The 21,675-nt window shown below is 57.5% G+C and carries 10 protein-coding genes and 1 pseudogene; 7 read left to right on the forward strand and 4 right to left on the reverse strand.

The features are described from left to right. The first annotated feature begins 94 nt into the window (after positions 1–94). From J3P75_RS10460 to J3P75_RS10490, 7 genes are all read left to right on the forward strand, one after another. Positions 95–1,189 (forward strand): ABC transporter ATP-binding protein, encoded by a 1,095-nt coding sequence (locus tag J3P75_RS10460; RefSeq protein ID WP_434710267.1) that lies wholly within the window; start codon positions 95–97, stop codon positions 1,187–1,189. Further along, positions 1,189–2,301: an ABC transporter ATP-binding protein gene (locus J3P75_RS10465; protein WP_434710269.1), complete on the forward strand. Its 1,113-nt coding sequence runs from the start codon at positions 1,189–1,191 to the stop codon at positions 2,299–2,301. Before J3P75_RS10460 ends, J3P75_RS10465 begins: the two co-directional genes overlap by 1 nt. Beyond that, positions 2,298–3,164 carry a carbohydrate ABC transporter permease gene (locus J3P75_RS10470; RefSeq protein WP_007912484.1) on the forward strand — a complete coding sequence of 289 codons (867 nt, stop codon included), beginning with the start codon at positions 2,298–2,300 and terminating at the stop codon, positions 3,162–3,164. Before J3P75_RS10465 ends, J3P75_RS10470 begins: the two co-directional genes overlap by 4 nt. A 9-nt stretch (positions 3,165–3,173) precedes the next feature. Then, positions 3,174–3,974: a carbohydrate ABC transporter permease gene (locus J3P75_RS10475; RefSeq protein WP_090284391.1), complete on the forward strand. Its 801-nt coding sequence runs from the start codon at positions 3,174–3,176 to the stop codon at positions 3,972–3,974. Between the two features lie 10 nt (positions 3,975–3,984). Continuing rightward, entirely contained in the window at positions 3,985–4,257 is a 273-nt protein-coding gene (locus tag J3P75_RS10480; protein ID WP_038861868.1) for a DUF2160 domain-containing protein, read from the forward strand. A 47-nt stretch (positions 4,258–4,304) separates the two neighbouring features. After that, a complete protein-coding gene (locus tag J3P75_RS10485; RefSeq protein WP_090284389.1) occupies positions 4,305–6,047 on the forward strand; it encodes an ABC transporter substrate-binding protein in 1,743 nt (580 codons plus the stop codon). Between the two features lie 215 nt (positions 6,048–6,262). Then, on the forward strand, positions 6,263–9,004 hold the full coding sequence (locus J3P75_RS10490) for an RHS repeat-associated core domain-containing protein (protein ID WP_434710271.1): 2,742 nt from the start codon (positions 6,263–6,265) through the stop codon (positions 9,002–9,004). 113 nt (positions 9,005–9,117) lie between these two features. On the opposite strand, the pseudogene J3P75_RS10495 reads toward J3P75_RS10490, so the two are convergent. The 4 genes and pseudogenes from J3P75_RS10495 to J3P75_RS10510 form a co-directional block, all read right to left on the reverse strand. Beyond that, positions 9,118–9,277: pseudogene (locus tag J3P75_RS10495) on the reverse strand (ABC transporter permease); the annotation flags it as partial. 126 nt (positions 9,278–9,403) lie between these two features. Next, positions 9,404–12,187 carry an RHS repeat domain-containing protein gene (locus tag J3P75_RS10500; protein ID WP_434710272.1) on the reverse strand — a complete coding sequence of 928 codons (2,784 nt, stop codon included), beginning with the start codon at positions 12,185–12,187 and terminating at the stop codon, positions 9,404–9,406. Continuing rightward, positions 12,184–16,803, reverse strand: a complete 4,620-nt coding sequence (locus J3P75_RS10505) for a SpvB/TcaC N-terminal domain-containing protein (protein ID WP_434710274.1) — start codon at positions 16,801–16,803, stop codon at positions 12,184–12,186. Before J3P75_RS10505 ends, J3P75_RS10500 begins: the two co-directional genes overlap by 4 nt. Beyond that, positions 16,800–21,671 carry a neuraminidase-like domain-containing protein gene (locus J3P75_RS10510; protein ID WP_434710276.1) on the reverse strand — a complete coding sequence of 1,624 codons (4,872 nt, stop codon included), beginning with the start codon at positions 21,669–21,671 and terminating at the stop codon, positions 16,800–16,802. The genes J3P75_RS10505 and J3P75_RS10510 overlap by 4 nt, the downstream gene beginning before the upstream one ends. Between the last annotated feature and the right edge of the window lie 4 nt (positions 21,672–21,675).

A 21,675-nucleotide genomic window follows, 5' to 3' on the forward strand; every position in this document is an offset into this window, starting at 1 on the left:
GGTTATCCAGGCAAATCAAATACTTGCCATTTCTGGCACGAAAGTCGCTCTGTTGCTCCGGTCGCTTGACTCCAAAAATAACAAAGGCCGAGCCATGTCACTCACCCTGGAGCACGTCAGCCGTACCGTCGAGGGCCAGATCTGGATCGACGATGCGTGCCTGAAATTCGAACCCGGTTCCTTCAACGTTTTGCTCGGTCGCACGCTGTCCGGCAAGACCAGCCTGATGCGCTTGATGGCCGGGCTCGACAAGCCCGACAGCGGGCGCATCCTGATGAACGGCGTCGACGTCACCCAGCGCCCGGTGCGCCTGCGCAATGTGTCGATGGTCTATCAGCAGTTCATCAATTACCCGACCATGACCGTGTTCGAGAACATCGCCTCGCCGCTGCGCCAGGCCGGGGTCTCGAAAGAAATCATTCAGAGCAAAGTGCAAGAAACCGCGAAGATGCTGCGCATCGAGAAGTTTCTGCAGCGCTACCCGCTGGAGCTGTCCGGCGGTCAGCAACAGCGCACGGCCATGGCCCGCGCGCTGGTCAAGGATGCCGAGCTGATCCTGTTCGACGAGCCGCTGGTCAACCTCGATTACAAACTGCGCGAAGAGCTGCGCCAGGAAATGCGCGAGCTGTTCAAGGCGCGCCATACCATCGCCATCTACGCCACCACCGAGCCCAACGAAGCGCTGGCGCTGGGCGGCACCACGACGATCTTGCATGAAGGCCGGGTGATTCAGAGCGGGCCGTCGACTTCGGTGTATCACCAGCCGCAAACCGTGCTGGCCGCCGAATTGTTCTCCGAACCGCCGATCAACCTGATGCCCGGGCGCATTGCCGGCAACGAAGTCAGCTTCGCCAATTTCGTGCACTTTCCGTTGAATGTCGATCTGCGTCCGGTGGGCGAGGGTGAATACCGTTTCGGCGTGCGCCCGAGTCATATCTCGCTGGTGCCGAGCAACGACGATGATCTGGAACTGGCGGTGACCGTCGAAGTCGCCGAGATCAGTGGCTCGGAAACCTTCCTGCATGTGCGCAACGAGCATTTCCTGCTGGTGCTGCACCTGCCGGGCGTTCACGAATACGACGTCGATGCGCCGATCCGCATTTACATCCCGACCCACAAACTGTTCGTTTTCGATGCGCAGGGCCGTCTGGTGCAAGCACCGGGCCGGCGTGTCGCGAGGGTTGCCTGATGGCCGAAATCCGTTTGCAGCACCTCGCCCACAGCTACAGCAAAACCCCGAGCGGCGCCGAGGACTACGCGATACGTGAGATGGATCACATCTGGGAGCAGGGCGGCGCCTACGCGTTGCTCGGCCCGTCCGGTTGCGGCAAGTCGACCTTGCTCAACATCATTTCCGGCCTGCTCAGCCCGTCCCAGGGCCATGTGCTGTTCGATGGCAAAGCGGTCAACGACCTGACGCCGGAGAAGCGCAACATCGCTCAGGTGTTCCAGTTTCCGGTGGTCTACGACACCATGACGGTGTTCGATAACCTCGCATTCCCCTTGAGAAATCAGGGCATGGCCGAGGCGAAAGTGCACAGCAAGGTGCAGGAAATCGCCGAAGTCCTCGACCTGCAAAACCTGCTGAGCAAGAAGGCGCGCAACCTCACCGCCGACGAAAAACAGAAAGTCTCGATGGGCCGAGGGCTGGTGCGCGACGACGTCTCGGCGATTCTGTTCGATGAACCGTTGACGGTGATCGACCCGCACCTGAAGTGGAAACTGCGGCGCAAGCTCAAGCAGATCCACGAACAGTTCAACATCACCATGGTCTACGTCACCCACGATCAGCTCGAAGCTTCGACCTTCGCTGACAAGATCGCGGTGATGTACGGCGGCCAGATCGTCCAGTTCGGCACGCCACGGCAATTGTTCGAGCGGCCGAGCCACACCTTTGTCGGCTACTTCATCGGCAGCCCCGGCATGAACCTGATCGAGGTGCAGCCGCAACCGGGTGGCGTCGGTTTTGCTTCGACACACTTGCCGTTGTCCGACGCCTTGCAGCGCCATATCGAGCACGGTCAGTGGAAGAATCTCAAGGTCGGCATTCGTCCCGAGTTCATTCATGTCTGGGACGAGCCGTTCGATGACGCGATGCAGGCCGACGTCGTACACGTTGAAGACCTCGGCACCTACAAGATCATGACCCTCAACCTCGACGGTGCGCCGTTGAAAGTGCGCCTGGCCGAAGACAAACCGGTTCCCCAGGGCACGGCGTACATCAGTTTCCCGGCGCAGTGGCTGATGGTGTATGCCGATGACTTCTTGCTGGAAGTCAGCGACGATGAGGTGCAGCCATGAACAAGGTGCAGAACAACAAGGCCTGGTGGCTGGTGTTGCCAGTGTTCCTGCTGGTGGCGTTCAGTGCGGTGATCCCGATGATGACCGTCGTCAACTATTCGGTGCAGGACATCTTCGACCAGTCCAGCCGCTACTTCGTCGGCGCCGACTGGTACAAGCAGGTGCTGCTCGACCCGCGTCTGCACGACTCGCTGCTGCGCCAGTTCATCTATTCGGCCTGCGTGCTGCTGATCGAAATCCCGCTGGGTATCGCCGTCGCGCTGACCATGCCGACCAAGGGCCGCTGGTCTTCGGTGGTGCTGATCATTCTGGCGATTCCGCTGCTGATTCCGTGGAACGTGGTCGGCACCATCTGGCAGATTTTCGGCCGCGCCGACATCGGTCTGCTTGGTTCCAGCCTCAACGCCATGGGCATCAGCTACAACTATGCGGCCAACACCATGGACGCCTGGGTGACGGTGCTGGTGATGGACGTCTGGCACTGGACTTCATTGGTGGCACTGCTGTGTTTCTCCGGTTTGCGCGCGATACCCGACGTGTATTACCAGGCTGCACGGATCGACCGCGCCTCGGCCTGGGCGGTGTTCCGCCACATTCAATTGCCCAAGCTGAAAAGCGTGCTGCTGATCGCGGTGATGTTGCGCTTCATGGACAGCTTCATGATCTACACCGAGCCATTCGTGCTCACTGGCGGCGGGCCGGGTAATGCCACGACCTTCCTCAGTCAGACGTTGACGCAGATGGCTGTAGGGCAATTCGACCTCGGTCCGGCAGCGGCGTTTTCGCTGGTGTATTTCCTGATCATCCTGTTGGTGTCGTGGCTGTTCTATACCGCCATGACGCATTCCGACGCCAACCGCTGAGGCCCGGCCATGAGCAAGAGAAAGCTTATTCCGTTGCTGGTGTACATCCTGTTCCTGCTGGTGCCGATCTACTGGCTGCTGAACATGTCGTTCAAGAGCAACACCGAAATTCTCGGCGGCCTGACGCTTTTCCCACAGGCCTTCACGCTGGCGAACTACAAGGTGATCTTCACCGATCCGAGCTGGTACACCGGTTATCTCAACTCGCTGTATTACGTCAGCCTAAACACCGTGATCTCGTTGAGCGTGGCGTTACCGGCGGCCTACGCGTTTTCACGCTATCGTTTCCTCGGCGACAAGCACCTGTTCTTCTGGCTGCTGACCAACCGCATGGCACCACCGGCGGTGTTTTTGCTGCCGTTCTTTCAGTTGTATTCGTCGATCGGCCTGTTCGACACGCACATCGCCGTGGCGCTGGCGCACTGCCTGTTCAACGTGCCGCTGGCGGTGTGGATTCTGGAAGGCTTCATGTCCGGTGTGCCCAAGGAGATCGACGAAACGGCCTACATCGACGGCTACAGTTTCCCCAAGTTCTTCGTGAAGATTTTCATCCCGTTGATCGGTTCCGGCATCGGTGTCACGGCGTTTTTCTGCTTCATGTTTTCATGGGTCGAACTGCTGCTGGCGCGCACGCTGACCTCGGTCAACGCCAAGCCGATCGCGGCGGTGATGACCCGCACCGTGTCGGCATCGGGTATCGACTGGGGCGTGCTGGCGGCGGCGGGGGTGTTGACCATCCTGCCGGGCATGCTGGTGATCTGGTTTGTGCGCAACCACGTGGCCAAGGGCTTTGCCCTCGGTCGAGTCTGAGGAGCTGATGATGGAATGGATGAGCTGGACGACACCGACCGCCGCGTTCTTCATCGGCATCGGTTTGATTCTGGTGGGCATGACCACCTGGGAATTGCGCTCGCCGAGCATTTTGCGGCGAGGGTTTCTGCCGATTGCCACCACCCGTGGCGATCGCTTGTTTATCGGTCTTCTCGGCAGCGCCTACCTGCACTTGCTGGTAATCGGCGTCACCGACTGGAGCATCTGGGTGGCGTCCGCGTTGTCCCTGGTGTGGCTGTTGGCTGTGATGCGTTGGGGCTAGTCGAATCGTTCGGCAATGCGGCTCCACAACTTAAACAGGAGGTCTCTATGTTCGATAAAAACAATAAGCTGCGACATAGCATTTCATTGGCAGCCATGCTGGCACTCAGCGGTTTGAGCGCGTCTGCCTGGGCCGACGCCTACGAAGATGCTGCGAAAAAATGGATCGGCAGCGAGTTCAAGCCCTCGACCCTGACGGCCGAACAGCAGCTGGAAGAGTTGAAGTGGTTCATCAAGGCCGCCGAGCCATTTCGCGGCATGGACATCAAGGTCGTTTCCGAGACCCTGACCACCCACGAATATGAATCGAAAGTGCTGGCCAAGGCCTTTAGCGAAATCACCGGGATCAAGCTCACCCACGACCTGCTGCAGGAAGGCGACGTGGTCGAGAAAATGCAGACGGTGATGCAGTCGGACAAGAACATTTATGACGGCTGGGTCAACGACTCCGACCTGATCGGTACGCACTTTCGCTACGGCAAGACCGAATCGATCACCGACCTGATGGCCAACGAAGGCAAGAACTTCACTTCGCCGACCCTCGACATCAAGGACTTCATCGGCATCTCGTTCACCACCGCACCGGACGGCAAGATCTACCAACTGCCCGACCAGCAATTCGCCAACCTGTACTGGTTCCGTGCCGACTGGTTCGAACGCGCCGACCTGAAAGCCAAGTTCAAGGAAAAGTACGGCTACGAGCTGGGCGTGCCGGTGAACTGGTCGGCCTATGAAGACATCGCCAAATTCTTCAGCGAAGACGTCAAGGAAATCGACGGTAAACGCGTTTACGGGCACATGGACTACGGCAAGAAAGACCCGTCGCTGGGCTGGCGCTTCACCGATGCCTGGTTCTCCATGGCCGGCGGTGGCGACAAGGGCATTCCCAACGGGTTGCCGGTGGACGAGTGGGGCATTCGCGTCGAGGATTGCCACCCGGTCGGTTCCAGCGTGACCCGCGGCGGCGACACCAACGGCCCGGCGGCGGTGTTTGCCACTACCAAATACGTCGACTGGCTGAAGAAATACGCACCACCGGAAGCGGCCGGCATGACCTTCTCCGAGTCCGGCCCGGTGCCGTCGCAAGGCAACATCGCTCAGCAGATCTTCTGGTACACCGCGTTCACCGCCGACATGACCAAACCGGGCCTGCCGGTGGTCAACGCCGATGGCACGCCGAAATGGCGCATGGCGCCATCGCCGCGCGGGCCGTATTGGGAAGAGGGCATGAAGCTCGGTTATCAGGACGTGGGTTCGTGGACGTTCATGAAGTCCACGCCTGAGAAGCAGAAACTGGCGGCGTGGCTGTATGCGCAGTTTGTGACTTCGAAAACCGTTTCGCTGAAGAAAACCATCGTCGGCCTGACGCCGATTCGTGAGTCGGACATTAACTCGCAGGCCATGACCGACATGGCGCCGAAACTCGGTGGCCTGGTCGAGTTCTATCGCAGCCCGGCCCGCGTGCAATGGACCCCGACCGGGACCAACGTGCCGGACTACCCGCGTCTGGCGCAACTGTGGTGGAGCCACATCGCCGAAGCGGCCAGCGGCGAGAAGACCCCGCAACAAGCGCTCGATGGTCTGGCGAAGGATCAGGACCGCATCATGGAACGCCTCGAGCGCTCCAAGGCCCAAGCCGTGTGCGCACCGAAAATGAACCCGGAACGCGATGCGCAATACTGGTTTGACCAACCGGGCGCACCGAAGCCGAAACTGGCCAATGAGAAGCCGAAGGGTGAAACGGTGAGTTATAGCGAACTGCTGAAATCATGGGCGGATGCGCGTAAGTAACAGCTGAAATGCAGAAAGCGAACGGCACCGGAAGGTGCCGTTTTCTTTGCTGCCCGGTTTACCGTAATAGCGAGCAGGCGCACTCCTGCAGGTTGCGCTAAAGCGTCTCTATCAACTCGCCCGTCGCCGGGATGGCGCCTGTTAGTTCTTACAGTATCGGTAAACCCCCAAAACGCTCATTCTTCACTCAAAGGTGAGAAAGGACGCTTGTGACCATGGATGTTCATCACGATACCGCTACGCCGACGCTATCGGTCATCGATTCCCGTTCGCTGATGATCCGCAGCGTCGGCTATTGCCGGCATCCGGACTCGCCCGACATCGACCCGCGCATTACCCGGCATGTGTTCGATGCAGCGGGGCGTCAGATGGCATCGTGGGATCCGCGATTGTGGGGAACGGCGCCGAAGCCGAACCTGGCTACCACGTACGGATTGAGCGGGCAGGCATTGCTGACGGACAGCGTCGATGCCGGGTGGCAGTTGAGTCTGCCGGATCAGGCCGGCTCATTGCGTTGCTCCTGGGACGCCCGAGGTAGCGAATGCAATAGCGACTATGACGACCTGCAGCGCCTGATTGTTATGACGGAGCAGGCCCGTGGCGAACCGCCTCGTGTGGTTGAGCGATTGAGCTATGCCGATGCGGATGATGTCTTTGCCCAGCACAATCAGTGCGGTCGCCTGATCCGCCATGATGACCCGGCGGGGGCCCGGCTCATTAGCGACTATGGTCTGGCCGGTGCCGGACTGGTCGAATCGCGGCGCATGCTGACGGACCTCAATCTGCCCGACTGGCCTGGCGACCCTGAACACCGTGATGTGTTTCTGGAGGAGCAGTCCTACGCTACCCGCTACGTTTTCTATCCCACGGGCGAATTGAAAGAGCAGACCGATGCCTTGGGCCATGCCCAAACCTTCCATCACGACGTGGCGGGCAAACTGTCTGCGATGTGGTTGCACTTGGCCGGCGCGGATAGGCAACCCAAGTGCCTGGTCACGGCTATCCGTTACAACGCGCACGGGCAGATCGAACATGAGACTGCCGGTGATGGTGTCACGACACGCGCAGAGTACAGCCCTGAGGATGGTCGGCTGCTGAAGCTCAGCGCAGCCGTCGGCGAACAAACACCCTTGCAGAATCTGCACTACGTCTACGACCCGGTGGGCAATATCGTCAGCCTCGAAGACAAAACCCAAGCCGTGACTTACTTCAATCAGCAGCGCATCGAGCCGGTCAGCCGCTATCGATATGACAGCCTGTATCAACTGGTTCAGGCCAAAGGCTGGGAAGTCAGCCAGCCGAGCCATGGCCCGGCATTACCGGATCTGCTGCCCACACCGCTGGACCCGAATCAGCGGCGCAACTATATCCAGACATTCAATTACGACGCGGCGGGCAATCTGCTCACCCGTCATCACAGCGATGCGCCGGGTTTTTCGATGTTTACCTCTGCTTACAGCAATCGAAGTCTGGGGCAGCGCGACGATGGCTCGCTGCCGGGAGAACCGCAGATTTCGGAAGGATTTGATCTCGCTGGCAATCAGTTGCAATTGCAGCGCGGACAGGCCATGAGCTGGAATGTGCGCAATCAACTGAGGCGAGTGACGCTGGTGCAACGCCAGGACGAGCCAAATGACGACGAAAGTTATGTCTACGACCGCCCCGGCCATCGCTTGCGCAAAACACGCCTCAGCCAGACCTCCGGGCAAACCTTGAAATCAGAAGTGCTTTATCTGCCGGGTCTTGAGGTGCATCGCGAAGCGAACGGAAAAGAGCGGCATGTGATCAGTGTCGCGGCCGGGCGTAATCAGGTGCGAATGCTGCATTGGCCTGATGGCGCTGAAAGCGATCAACTGCGTTACAGCCTGAGTGATCATCTCGGTTCCAGCGTTCTGGAGTTGGACGATGGCGCGGGGATTTTGAGTCAGGAGCATTATTATCCGTTTGGTGGCACGGCGTGCTGGGCGGGTAAAAATGCAGTGGCGGCGAAAAGTAAAGCGATTCGCTACTCAGGGAAAGAGCGGGATTCGACGGGGCTTTATTATTATGGTTATCGGTATTACGCGCCGTGGTTGCAGCGGTGGATTAATCCAGATCCGGCGGGTCCTGTTAATGGGTTGAATATTTTTATCTTCGTTTCAAATGATCCAGTAAGTCGAAAGGATTTGGATGGCCGAATTTATGAAGGAAGAGAAGATGAGTGGGAGACGCATGCCTCTCTGGGAGGTACTGTTCTCGCACGTGGTTTGGAAGAGTTTCCGGAGAATTCGGGAGAACTTATAAGGGAAAGCTTAAGCCAGGCCGAAGATGTTTACGCTGCCGGAATAAACGCTGTAGTATCGGAGTCCCGTGAGTATGCGGGGATTTTGAAAGATTTTTTTGGCTCTGAGTATGAGAGTCAATATTTGTCGGTTAAAGTTTATGATGCTTTTTTACGAGCAGGGAACGTGTTCAAAGAGCTAAATAGCTCTTCGGGGAACGATAAGTTTGTAGCTGTTGACAACCCCAATAAAACATTGGTTATGTGGGTGTATGCTGATGACCCACATAAGCGAATATTTGTTAACGGAACTGATGTCAAATCAGACGCGTTGGTGGCGCAAATTGGTCATGAAGTCACGCACTTCGGTACTATGGGGATCGGTAGTGAGGACTATTTTTATTTGGATAAACAGCGGCCGCAACTCAGTTCGAAACATTTGATGTTAGGTGAGTTGACGGCGAACCAGATTTTTCCTCCAGAGATGCCTGACAATGTTCGTGATACTTTTATTGATGCAGTTGCTAAATATTCGAGAGTTTCAGTTTCAGCTCTCGATATTGATAAAGCGGTTGCCTTGTTTAATAGTCGTCCGGATGTTAGGGCAGTAATGGCAACTGAAAATGCAGACAGTATTATATTCGCGGCATTGGGGTTGCATGCCCGACACTCAATAATGGGCTCAAAAAGTACTTAGTGTTTTCGATCAAATATTTGTCAAAGGGTACGAGGCTAATGAGCACTCGTACCCTTTTAGGCGCGGTTGTGCGCCATTGAGGTAGAAAACGGTTGCGATACTTTTAACTTGCTTCAGCGCTCTTTCCACCCCCGCGCCAACTGGTCCCCACCAAACTGAATCACCGCCACCAAAGCCACCAGCATAACAATCACCGTCAACAGGATCTGGCTGTCAAAGCCGGATAGCCATAGCGGTAGGCGATGTCCCCGCGCCGATCGCCCCGGCCATCGCCAGCAGGCGGGCTCCCACAGGTGGTTTTGTGTCCGGCTTCGAAAGAGTGCCCGGCACATGACGGATATGTAATTTCCCCGCCACTGTCACGCAAGGTTTCTGGTGTTTAATCTGGCTCTTGGAAGTCTATGCGTTCGACAACTGCCTGGCCTGATCAAGACCGATCATTTGTACTCTTTTGGCATAATTTGAGCCGGGCTTGGCCATTTGCTGTTGTAGATGGCGACGTTCGGAATGTGTAATCGGGTTATAGGATTTTCCATAGACCGCTCCGGCGTCTTTGTAAGGTTTGGTTGTAAACGTTTCTTGTGCAAACTCTTTGAACACAAAATCGGGGGATCGGGCAATGACATCCAAAAACACCACGCCTGAGTTTTCCCCGGCTTCAGAGGTGCCTGCCATCCAGTCCAATGCCAGCTTTGAGAATTGACGGAACTGCCAATTGATCACGGCGTCTCCTGCTTTGATCGAACTGGCAGTGCGCAAGGAGAACAACGCCTCGGGACTGTCTTGTAGCGTTGAAGTAACATTTTGGACCTCGTGCTCCGACAGCGGCTCACGCAGGTTTTTTTTCCAGAATTGGCCGACTTCCTTGGTGGATGTTGTTTCATAACTCTGGATTTTTCGGGTGATATCAAATGCCGCAGCGTTTCTTTTCAAATAGTCGGACCAACCTTGCAGCAAATTTCGGGCCTCTGCAGGCGTGCCTCGGTAACTGGGGGTGGCCTGCATAAAGTAATCGACGTTGTCGTCCTCTACTTCAATTCCTTCGCGGATCATTTCGTTGAACCCTTCAAAGTCTGAAGAAGCGTTTTCCATATTGATTTGGAGAGCGTCATTGATTTCATCGATACGAACGAAGCTTTGCTGTGGCGACGCTGTGGCAAGGCCATTCAGGACACGTGATCTGACATGTTCAAACCCATATAAAAGCGTCACCGGCGCCAAGCCTTCGGCATCTACCCACATGATCGGGTTATTGCGGACAAAACGATAAAGGTTCAAGCCATCAACATCCGCCGCTGGATCAGGATTGATCCAGCGTTGCATCCACGCCACGTAATACCTGAACCCATAGTAATAAAGCCCCGTCGCATCCCGCTCCTTGCCCGAATAGCGCAGCGTTTTATAACTCGCTTCGATTTCCCCGCGCCCGGCAAACCACGCGGTGGTGCCGAAAGGGTGATAACGCTCATGACTCATTACCTGGCCGGCGCTGTCGAGTTCCAGCGTGCAGGAACCCAAATGGTCGTTGAGGCTGTAACGCAGTTGATCGTTGGCGATGCCTTGGGGCGGCTCGGATTCCCAGTGCAACACCTGCACGCTGTTGCGCCCGGCCTGAACACTGATGACCTGCAGCGTTTCGCCCGTGCCGCTGTGGGTGCGGATTTGCAGATTGGGCAGATAACGCACTTCAGCGATCAGCGTGCGGGAGTTGGTTTGCATCTGCTGCATTTTGCGCAGGCGCATGCCGTCGGCGCCGTAAACGTAGCGCTCACTATCGTCAGCCGCAGCGTCACGCTGAACCGTTTGGACTCCGCGCAACTGGTTGCGCACATCCCAATGCAAAGACTGCCCCGGTTGCAGGGCGAGCAGGTTGCCATTGGCATCGAAGCCGTTGCGGAAATCTTCTTCGTTCGGTTCCACGCCATCCAACACGGGTAGACAGCGATTGCTTTGGGCCGCGGGGAGTAAACGATGACTGTGTTTTTGCGCGCCTTCGTGAGTCAGTTCCAGTAGATTGCCACCGCGATCATAGCGGTAGGTCTGGGTGTATTGGGTGACTGCGGCCGGATCGTTGAATGCCAAAAACGACGGGCCCTGATTGGCGCCACCAGCCTCCCATCCCGTTGCTTTGACCAACTCATAGAGGCTGTTATACCCATAGCGGTTGATCGGCTCTATGCGCTGGTTGGCGAAGTAGCGAATCGGCAGGGCGGCGTCTTCGATGCTGATGACATTGCCGACCGGGTCATAGGCATAGTGCAAGTCTTGGAGGAGTTCGTCGTTGCGTCTGGCTTGCAGTCGGGTCAGGCGACCATCTTCGGGCGCATAGTGCAGTGCGGTGATCACGTCGTTGCCGCCGGTTTCCTGCTCGGTCTGGCCTTGGGCGTTGTACTGGATGGAGTTGACCAGAGTTTTCGGTTGGGGTTGTTTATCCAGTTGCAGGCGTACTTCGTGCAACTGTCCATCGCAGGTCTGACTGAAAAACTGCCGGTTACCTTTGGCATCGGTCTGCTCAATCACTTCACCCGGTGCATTGAAGAGCGAGCGGCTTATTGCTCCGGCGCCGGTCTCAAGCAACGTGTCGCGTTCGCTTTCAAGCGCTGGCCAGTCGGGGCCGTCCAGCGCACGCAGAAAATGTCGAGTCTGCTGCACAACCCCACCCGTCAATCCGAACTGTTCGAACAACTGTGTGCCGGCCGGATCGTCGTGCCGTATCAGTTGCCCGCACTGGTTACGTGTGGCGAACGTCGGATCGCTGCCGCCATAACCATACCGCTCCGCGCACAAAGGCTGACCGTCGCGGGGGTGTTCAAACAGTGCCAGTGGCCGCAGTTGTTCGTCGTATTGTATTGTGCGTTGGCTGCCCCGGCCATCCCAACCGTGCAGCGCTTGACGCGCTTCACCCAACAAGCTGACTCGCCATCCGGCATCGACACTCTGCGTAGTCAGGACCTGTCCGGTCAGTGAATACACCGTGATGAGGTTGGCCGGGGCTGATGTGTCGGCGAACAAACGTGGATCTCGCTGCGCCACCAACCGCCCGGCAGCGTCATGGTGACGGGCGGTGATGCGCGCCTCAGGCTCGCTGGCGTCCTCGCGCCAATAGGCCACCTGGCGCACCGGCAGACCACGACTGTCGATGGCGGCGAGGTTCGGCGTCTGTGCATGGATGCCCGGATTCATGACCACCAGTTACGCCTCCGTTGTTCCGGCGGCGGCTCGAACAAATCATTTTCGTCGAAGGCCACGTTGCACCAGATCCAGTACCAGACTTGCCGGCGCAGGTGTTTCATTGTCGGCGGATTGCCCTGCAGCATTTGTTTCGCCAGCACGGTTTCGGTCGGACGTCCTGCGGCGTCGTAGAACTGCTGATCATGAAAGGCATGCGCGCGCATTGATCGGTCATTGATGTAGCGCGGCTGATCGGCGAAGTAGGGCCGGTAGATCCGCACTTTTTCGCCTTTGTTGTTGTATTCCACCGGTTCGCTGACACGCCAGCGTTGCGATACCTCGGCTTCTATCGGTTGGCCGTCGGCGTTGAGGATCAACTCACCGTTTTCATCGACCTGCCAGGATAGGCCCGGTTCGACTTCCTGCTTGGTCTGCAACGAGCGGCCGAAGCCGTCGAGGCAGGCGATACTGACCCGCACTTGCATCTCGGGGTCGCCGGGATAACGGTCCGCCAGCAGCGCGACGGAGTACACGGGTTCGCGTTGCGCCGCGTTGATCTGCTGCAGCAGCAGCGTCTCGTTGGCGTCGGGATTTTCCAGACCGGCGAGGTGTTGTCGGGCGTGATCGCAAAGGTGTCCGCTGGGCAGTATGAAGCCGTTATTCGTTGCCCACTGCAACCAGTCCGAGGCAGGTGGCGGGTTGCGCGAGACGCGGCCCATCCAGCTGAAGGTGTCCCAGAAACTGGCGCTGGCGAACCGGCCGATGGCGTTTTTCGGGTCGGCAATGGCAACCGTCGGATCGCGGTCTGGCGGCGGCACGTAGCTGCTCAATGGGTCGAAGCCCACCGGCTCGCCCAGTTCGGTGCCATGGAAACTGCTGACCAACGGCTCGCCGAACGCGTTGTAGCGTGCTTCCTGGATATTGCGGTTGGCGTCTTCGATGGACGCCGGCAGAAAGGTGCGGTAATCCACATCGAGGCTGCGGGTGGTACAACCGTCGGGCAAGGTCACGGCGGTGGTCAGGCACCAGTACGCGTCATAGGTGATCAGGGTTTCGCCATGACTGCGGGTTTCGCGGTATTTCTCCACGTTATAGAAGCTGTCGAACCCGTGGTAAGTGGGGAAGCCTCGATGCACCGACCACAAATAGTTCTTCGCATCGTCCGGATCGGCGATTGCAGTCTCTGCGGCGGCTGGCAAAAACAGCGGCATGATGTGATAGCCGACTTCTGGCGATTCGAGTTTTTCTTTCAGGTTGAAGGGCATTTCGCCGTCGGCATTCTTGAGCTTGTCGTAAGCGCTCAGGGCGATGGCATCCAGTTCCGCCCTTTCCACATACCCCGGCAAACCCGCGAAGGTGGCCTCGCCGGGTTCAAGGGTCTGAGCATTTTGCGGGTTGATGTAGCGCTGCAATGACAGACTGGCCAGCACGGCCTGTTTCGCCCACTCGCCGTCGTCGCCGCTCATCTGTAAAAAATGTTCGTGGCTGATCTGCGCCGGGCTCAGCGCGTTTTTCTCCAGCACCAGCGCATTGCTGCGCTGTTGGAAGGGCAGGCCCAGGCGCCATGCCTCGGTATCCGGCAGGTGGATCGGTTGCGCTCTGGTTTGGCTCAGATACCACTTCTGTTGCGCATCGTCATGGGCGTCCCGCCACCAATTCTGCTGATGCTCATCGCTGAACGGTGGCGTGTCGGCCAGGGTTCGGCGTCGCGCGTAGTTCACCGTGAAACCATGCAAGCTGCTGCCGTAGGCGTCCCACTCAAGGCTCAGTTGGTGCTGGCACAACGGATCATCAGCCAGCCATGGCTCGTATTGGTAGCTCAGCGATTCGAGATCCAGCGGCAAGATAACCGCGTACGGTTGATAGTTGCTTTTAGGCCGCAATATCCGCACGCCGTAGCGATGCTCTTGAACCACATAGGGCACGGCGGTATCCGGGTTATCGTCCGCCGCGTAGACCTCCGAACGCAGCACCCGGCCGCTCAGGGTGCGAGCGATCTCTCGGGCGCTGTCGTCATCGGCCACAGTGAAGGATTGCGCTGCACCGTCATTGACGTGGTAGTTCTGCAGCAAAGTCGGTTTGAGTTCGACCGCCTCAATGTCGCCAGCGTAGTAACCGCTTCTCGGCGGATCGATCGCCTCGCCGGTGTGGAACCAGGTCTTGCTGAGGATGGGGGCGGTGAAGCCGACGGTCGCACGCTCGGCCACCGTTGCTTCGGTGTCGTTTTGCAGCAACAGGCGAAAACCGCGAAATTCGCGCTCGAAGCGGTCGTAGTAGCCGCCGCGATAATGCAAAGTCTGCGTCAGGGTGTTGCCGGTGATCTCATCGTGCTGGGTCTGCCGGCTCACCAGGTGCATGGCCAGCGGCAGCGCCGACGCCGGATGTTCAATGCCAGCGGCTTGCTGCTCGCGTTTTTCGTCCAGCCATTCCTGCGCCGAGCTGCGATAGGTCACGCCGCTGCTGGCGCCCATGTTGTTGCAGCTGCGGTTCAACAAATAGGGCTTGGCTTTGATGAAGTCGCAGCGCCAGTGCCGTGGCGACATGTGCGGCAATGTCACGATCAGGCTGGAGCAGCCCACACCTTGCAAATCGGCGGCGCTGACTTGCCAGAGCGAGTCGTAGGCCAATCCCTCCGGCCAGGCCAAATCGACGGAGACCTGTTCGAAACCTTTACCGGCGTGGTTCATGAACACCCGCAGGCGTTCGGTTTCCAGGTAGATCAGATCGGCCGCGCCCGAACCGTCGAGGTCGGCCAGCAGCACCTGTGACGCGTTGAACTCGCTGTAGGCGAAGGGCAGGGCGCACAGCACGAAGCCCTTGCCGAACCGTCCACGTCCAAGATTCGGCCAGCATTTGACTTCATCGTGGCGGATGCGCACCAGATGTTGCTGGCCACTGCCCAGCACATCGGCAAACGCCACCAGTTCGGTCGGCGTATTGCTGAGCACGGGCAGGTCATCGTCTGTGCCTGTGGCAGTTTTTTCGGTATGAGGCACATCGACGCCGGCGGCGAACCCGGCGGCGCGACGGTTGGCATACAGACGTACACTGCGCGGGCCGATTAGCGTCAGGTGGCTCAGACCGTCACCCATCAGATCCGTCATTTGTGCCATCGAATGGGAAAATTCGGCCGGGAACGCATCGAAGGGCAGAAAACCGGACCAGTTGCGCTGCGGGTCGAGCGTGAAATAACCGCACATTCCTGGCGCGACAAGCAGCCAGTCGAGCCTGCCGTCGCCGGTCAGGTCGGTCAGGGATTGATGCACCGGTTTGTCGCGATCAGCCGTAGGCGCATGTTCCAGGCGTTGCCAGTCGCTGTAGTCGACTTCGTCGCCACCGGCCTGTGCGCGCATTGGCTCACGGTAATACCAGGCCTGGTCATAGCGACACAGCACGCCTGACAATCCCTCGCCGTATAGATCGACCATTTGGTATTGCTGGCCGTCATTGAGCCCGGGCATGTCGGGAAATCTTGTCCAGCCCTGCACGGTCGGCTCGAGATCGAATGCGTTGTAAGCGAACTCCATCGGTGGCCGGCTTTCGATCTGGCCGAGGCCGTCATAGGCCTGTTGGTGCGCGGCACTGAGCTGGTTGTAGCCCAGCGGACTGCTGCGGTATTGCAGCAGCAGGCGCTGCACCAGCACCGGGTCTTCACCCAGTTCGGGAAACTGATGAAACATCAGCACCTGGCGGCAGAGACGCCGCGTCCCCAATTCGAAACCGTAGGCGTAAATCCAGAAGGGGTCACTGCGCTCGGGCCAGCTCTGCTGTTCGGCAAAGGTCGGCACCTGTGCGAGGTCGGTGCTGCGCTCGCCATAATCGAACAGCAGTTGAAAGTGCCATTGCGGCTGTTCCCGGCTATTCGCCTGCCAGGCATAAAGATGCGGATCAGCCGTAACATTGCCGTAGCACACGCGGCTGAGGTAACGCTGCGCACGGTAATCGCGAAACTGCGGTGCGACGGGCGCTTCGGTGTCGGCCTTGTAGTGATAAACGATGTGCTCGCCGCGAGTGTTGAGGCTTTCGTCGATCAGCCAGACCCCGACCCGCAATGGATCACTGGGGTCGGCCCGGCGTGACAGGGCAGTGCTGCCATACATATGCAGACTGCCGTCGGCACCGTGGAGCAGCCAGAAACCTGGCGTGTCGGCGGCGCTCGACCAATGCTCGATCAGGCTGAACGCGCCTTCGACCCGCGGCCAGTGGCGCACTACATCATAAGTCGTTGGCAACGTCAGACCGTTGTAGGTGGAGGCACTGCGGGAAATCAATTGGCCGTCGCTTTCATTGCGCTCGGGCATCCAGACATCGCCGTCAGGCCCGACCACCTCATCAGTACCGTCATAGGCCGGCACGCCTTTGACCGTGCGCAGGGTGACTGCATTGACCGTCAGTTGCCAGCCAATCCCGCAGGGGCTGTTGCCGGTGCCGCTGCTGTAGCCGAGACCCAGCGCAGGGGCAAAACCGCGCCCGGGGGAAATCGGTAGCGGCAACTCCAGCGATGCTGTGCCCTTGGTGCCCACACCGGCCGAGCCCTTGCCGATGCTCTGAATGGCACCGCCGCCCTTGGGCAGGGTCGGGGTGTTGATCTGCATTGTCGGGGTTTGCGGCTGCTCTTGTTGGTTCATAGCGAACCGCCTTCGCAGCGGGCGGTGTAGCTCACGTGCACAATGATATCGGTGAGGGATTTGAGCATGAGCTCTCGAGATTTGTCGTTCGGAAACGTCAGGCTCCAGGCAGAAATGGCCCCGGTGTACTCGAACGGCAGGTAGCGTTCGTCCTGGAAATTGAGCTGGAACATGCCGTTGTCCTGCAGCGAAGTCGACAGGGCAATCTGCTGGCTCACCCGCAGATTCTCCCGGGTATTGCTGCCCGGTGTGGCAGCCATTTCTACCTTGCTGCGAGTCTGTTTCAGCACGGCGCAAATATCCTGATAAGGTCCGATTACACCGGGAAGGGTCACGCTGATGGTCTTGATGCGGCGCAGATAATGATTTTCTCCGGCGTAATCATCCTCGAACATTTTGTGCGTCAGTTCGAACTCGCACGTGCCGTCGGTTTCCAGCGAAGTCTTGATCTCGGCCCAGGTTTTATTCAGCGAGGCATCGGGGGCCTTGGCCTTCAATTCTTTAAGCGATACGGTTTTTCTGATTTCCAGATCGCGGCGGTTGTGCTGCAAGTAGCTGCTGTACATTTGCTGCAGATTCATTTTCAACACTTCCCCGGCTCCAAGCCCGCGGTAAGTGGCATTCCACGCGCCGGGGCGGACGAACGACTGGGTGAAATTGCCCATCTCGTATTGCCAGCAGGCTTCGGCGGCCTGGCACAGAGACTGCGCAGTGGTAAAGGCGGTGCTGTAGAAACCGGCGAACTTGCTGTTGAGCCAGTCGTAGGTCTGGGATTTGCTGAAGCGGTTGCTGCTCAGCAGGAAGTCATGAGTGGCCTTGGCCTGGTTGAGTGCAGTTTGTGCCTGGCGCAGTTGCAGTTGGGTGGCTTTGTGTTGCTCTTCGTAGACGGCGAGTTGGGCTTTGATTTGTTCGGCTTCGAGTTTTGATTGGTCAAGGGCGAACATCCAGTCCGCGCCGCGTCGGTCGAATTGCGAAGTAAGCTCGGCGGAGGTTGCTGCAGCTTTATCAGCAAGGATTTCGCCTCCAATGATATGAGCAACTGCTTGACCCAGTGCTCCCCAGTTGATCCCGCCTGCCGCAAGTCCAAAGATGTTTGGTAACCCGGTTGCGAGGCTCGCCGATTTCTCAATTGTCGCAAGTCCAAATTCATTTGTATTGGCCCTCAACCGTAACGCACTTGAAATCGTTTCGTTACGGCTTAACCCCTCATCTACCAACTGTTGGTAATAGTTGACCCTTTCCGAGTTGAACGCCTGACTCGCCAGCAAAACCTCCTTGTTTTTCTCATCAATCTTCATGGCCTGCGTTTGCATATCCACCGCCACCTTCGCCAGATTCCACGCTTGTTGCTGTTGCAGTTCCAGATATTGCGCCTGCTCCTTGCGTTCAATCAGCGACAACAGCGTCGAACCGAACTGGATTACGCTGTCGACGGCGTTCTGCGCCAAAGCGAACATGAAACTGAAGCGGTAGTGAGGAATCTGCGGGCTCAACAGGCGACTCAGCGCCGCGCCGGACAAACCCTGGCCCCAGGCATTGAGCAGGGCGCGCGGATCGAGCGGTGTCGCGAACAACGGCAGGTGCAAGGGCGCGCCGGCCATGTCGAGGTTGTGGCGCAAATTGTACAAGCGACTCTCGGCACGGTCCCAGCGCTTGATCAGCTCGGGATTGAACGGACGCCGCAGATAGGGATTGTCGACGCTCGCCAGCGATGTGCCAGCGCCATACGGCCTCAGGCACAAGAGCGGTGCCGGCTCAGAGTACGGGGCGGTGCCGATGCGCAGTGGCGGTTGCTCCTGCAGTTGCCGCTGAGCAGTAATGAGCTGTTGTTCGAACTGGCGCAGGTCGTTATTTTCCGCTGAACTCAATTCCTCCAGCGTAACCGGTACCCAGTCGTCGGCCTGGCGCACATCGGGGCGTGGTCCGAGCAAATCGAGAATGTGCACGTAGCGTAATTTGGCTTCCGCCAGACCGTCCGGGGTCAGCTCTCCATAAGCCTGGTCAGCCTGATTGCTCTCGATGTCGATGTAGAGGCCGTATAAGGCTTTCTTGAAATGCACTGGAAAGCTCAGGGCAATCTGATGCGGATCGTCAGGGTAGAGAATCGCCTGGCTGGGATCTGCCGGGCCGGGCCACACCGGTTGCTCCAGCGGCACGGCCTGCCAATAACCAGGATGCCCGGGGTCAGCGCTTTGCCGCGCCGGATTGAACAGATAAGCCAGCCAGTGTTTCGCTTCGTCGTGTTGCTGTTCCTCGTTCAAGCGGTACGCCACCAGCCACGGCAAATACAGAAACAGCTCGAGGAAATACAGGTAGTACGCCCCGGAAAAATCCATCGATTGCGCACCGAGGCCGTCGGGGATCGGCGGTTCAGTGTGCTGTGTCTGGGTTTCCCAACTCAGCAGGTTGTCCATGCCGCTCTCGGCAAGGTTGATCAATTGCCGGGCGAAGGTGGTGTTCATGCGCACAGGCGCCCGGACAAGCTTTTTACCTCCATCGCTGAACTGGATGCTTGAGTTGGTGAAGTCAATGAATTGCGCTTTGCCCAGTGAAGCGCTGTCCCCCAGAGACGGGTTGTCCACGTCGTTGATACTGGGGGCTGTTTGTACCCCCGCGGGAGGCAATTCGGCCCAGCCGATGGAAAGCATTTTCAGAGCACCGCCAACCAGAGCGGTATACATCGAGTGCCGGTCATAAACCAGCACTCCATAGATCAGCGGAATGTTCAATGAGCCACTATCAGGCCAGCTTACGGGCCAGCCGTCGGGCTGCAGCGTGGTTTGATCAATCGAAAACGAGTGGGTCAGAGTCGAGTCTTTGGAAATAACATCGGTCATATGCGTGGCAGCGAGCGTTCGCATTTCGGCGAATGTCGTGGGCGGTGTATCTGAGCTGACATCGATAGGATGCGCGATGAAAAACTGATAGCCGTAACCCAACGGGCCGTTAGTGTTACGGGTAGCGGGGGGGTTAAGCGCGATTTCTTTCTCGCCGGCAGGGCTACGGCGCCAAAAGGACAAAAAGGACGCAGATTGATCGCTCAACAGGTGTGCGAGGATAAACATGTTCGCTCTTTTATCCGACAGCGAAGCGGAAGATCCCTTCTGAGTGGCTGGTGCGGTGAATTCAGTGCGTAAATGGCGGTCTGCAATCAAGCTGCGAAGAGAATCAGGATTCCCTTTAAAGCAGAACGCCGTATCGCCGATATCCATAAAATCGGTGCCAACAGGTTCAATGGTTGATCCGGGAAGGAGAGGAATCCACCACTCAAAATCTTCGAAATACTTAGAGCTGAAATCAAGATCGAATCTAAGTGTCACCCTGAACATCAAAACGGTCTTGTCCTCCTCGGCGTAAACCAGAATCTGAAGTTGTCGATAACTTTCGAAGCTGCCGTCCAGCCTCACCGTCAACTCGATATTGGAATTTGTCGAGTCATAAATGATGTCGACGTCTTTTTCACTGGTCGTGATTGTTGGCTGCCAACGGTTAAAGTTCCAGGTGTCACTTTCTTCATGCGGGGTTTTGTGTTCTACGCTGCCAAACTCCCGTGTGCCTGAAGGGAGCCAATACTGAAAGCGATGAGCATTATCCTTGGCGAAGATTTTCCCGATGAGCATTACATGCGCTCTAGTGGTATCAGAAGTTGCGTGGACAGGCAGTCCATCTCGCTTGACATCGGGCACCACGCCCGACGAGGGAAACAGCGGTGTTACATTTAAGTTCTTGTCGATACGCACCGTGCGCAGAAAATCATATTTGTCGGTACTTGGTTCGCTGCTGTCCTGATAATGTGAATACAACATGAGAACCATCGACTCCGGGGACGTCGAGTGGTCATACACCGCGATGGTTTGAGTCTCTTGTTGGATCTCTTCTATTGATCGATCAACCAGCGCCTTGGTCGTGCAATAACTCTCGATATAAACCCGCGGCGTACTCCAACTGTCATCGTATTTCTTGTAACTGGCATACAAGCGAAAGCGTGGGTGGGATTTCAGGATGTCTGCAGCTTTTGTCCCTGGTTCTCCAGATTCAAAGGCGTCATCATCCTGAAGTTCAACTTCGGCCCATACGATGAACAAGCGGTTGTTGAACCAGCACGGGCGAACGGTATGTTCCAGCGCTTTCTCGGAAATCGGCACGTTGGCCTTCTGCCAATCTGTCCAGGCATTGGGTAGCGGTTTGTCGTATTTGTCCGGGATTTCATCTGGCGTGCCGGCCGGTTGTTTCACTGCCCGTTGCGACATGTCCAGCGAGCGCCAGTAATAAGCGTTTTCCGCTGGTGATTTGCCGACAAAGTAATAGGTGCTGTTGGCGAAGTCTTCACCGTCGATATAACCGTTGCAGATTTTCAGGTTGGCGACTTCTTCAAACCGCGCCAGATAGGCGAGCACGGCAGTCTGCACGGTCTCCGGCTGAATCTGTGCCTGATTGAGGTCGTTTTGCAATTGCTCGAAACTGGAGGTCCTGGACAGGCGCAGGGTCGGGTCCAGATAAATGTCAGGAAAGAGACGCAATTGCTGAATCGCCGACCAGATCGGGTAGCGATTGAGCCCGTCGCGCCAGGTTTTGCTTTGTTGGGGCGTGAGGCTGTCATTGCTGTAACCGGGCTCCATGTTGAGGAGCAGGCCGTTGATCAATTGCTGATAACTGGCAATCGCGCAGGCTACCGGACTGGTCGGAACATTCTGGGTGACCAGCACATCAAGTAACCAGTACTCATAAAGGTCGTTGGCTGTCTTGATCTGCAGGTTCAGTTTTTGCTCGATGAGGTATTCATCGTTAGGCACGGCTTCGTGCAAATAAAGCGCGAGCATCACGTCACGCAATGCTTCGTTGAGAGGCGCGTCAAAAGAGTTCGTCATGATC

Source organism: Pseudomonas sp. R1-1 (genome assembly GCF_051132135.1).
Taxonomy (GTDB): domain Bacteria; phylum Pseudomonadota; class Gammaproteobacteria; order Pseudomonadales; family Pseudomonadaceae; genus Aquipseudomonas.

Excerpts from the sequence above, each read along its gene's own strand:
- J3P75_RS10510 (WP_434710276.1), bottom strand. The coding sequence starts at position 21,671 with ATGACGAACTCTTTTGACGCGCCTCTCAACGAAGCATTGCGTGACGTG.
- J3P75_RS10480 (WP_038861868.1), top strand. The coding sequence starts at position 3,985 with ATGGAATGGATGAGCTGGACGACACCGACCGCCGCGTTCTTCATCGGC.
- J3P75_RS10460 (WP_434710267.1), top strand. The coding sequence starts at position 95 with ATGTCACTCACCCTGGAGCACGTCAGCCGTACCGTCGAGGGCCAGATC.
- J3P75_RS10470 (WP_007912484.1), top strand. The coding sequence starts at position 2,298 with ATGAACAAGGTGCAGAACAACAAGGCCTGGTGGCTGGTGTTGCCAGTG.
- J3P75_RS10500 (WP_434710272.1), bottom strand. The coding sequence starts at position 12,187 with ATGAATCCGGGCATCCATGCACAGACGCCGAACCTCGCCGCCATCGAC.
- J3P75_RS10475 (WP_090284391.1), top strand. The coding sequence starts at position 3,174 with ATGAGCAAGAGAAAGCTTATTCCGTTGCTGGTGTACATCCTGTTCCTG.
- J3P75_RS10505 (WP_434710274.1), bottom strand. The coding sequence starts at position 16,803 with ATGAACCAACAAGAGCAGCCGCAAACCCCGACAATGCAGATCAACACC.
- J3P75_RS10465 (WP_434710269.1), top strand. The coding sequence starts at position 1,189 with ATGGCCGAAATCCGTTTGCAGCACCTCGCCCACAGCTACAGCAAAACC.
- J3P75_RS10490 (WP_434710271.1), top strand. The coding sequence starts at position 6,263 with ATGGATGTTCATCACGATACCGCTACGCCGACGCTATCGGTCATCGAT.
- J3P75_RS10485 (WP_090284389.1), top strand. The coding sequence starts at position 4,305 with ATGTTCGATAAAAACAATAAGCTGCGACATAGCATTTCATTGGCAGCC.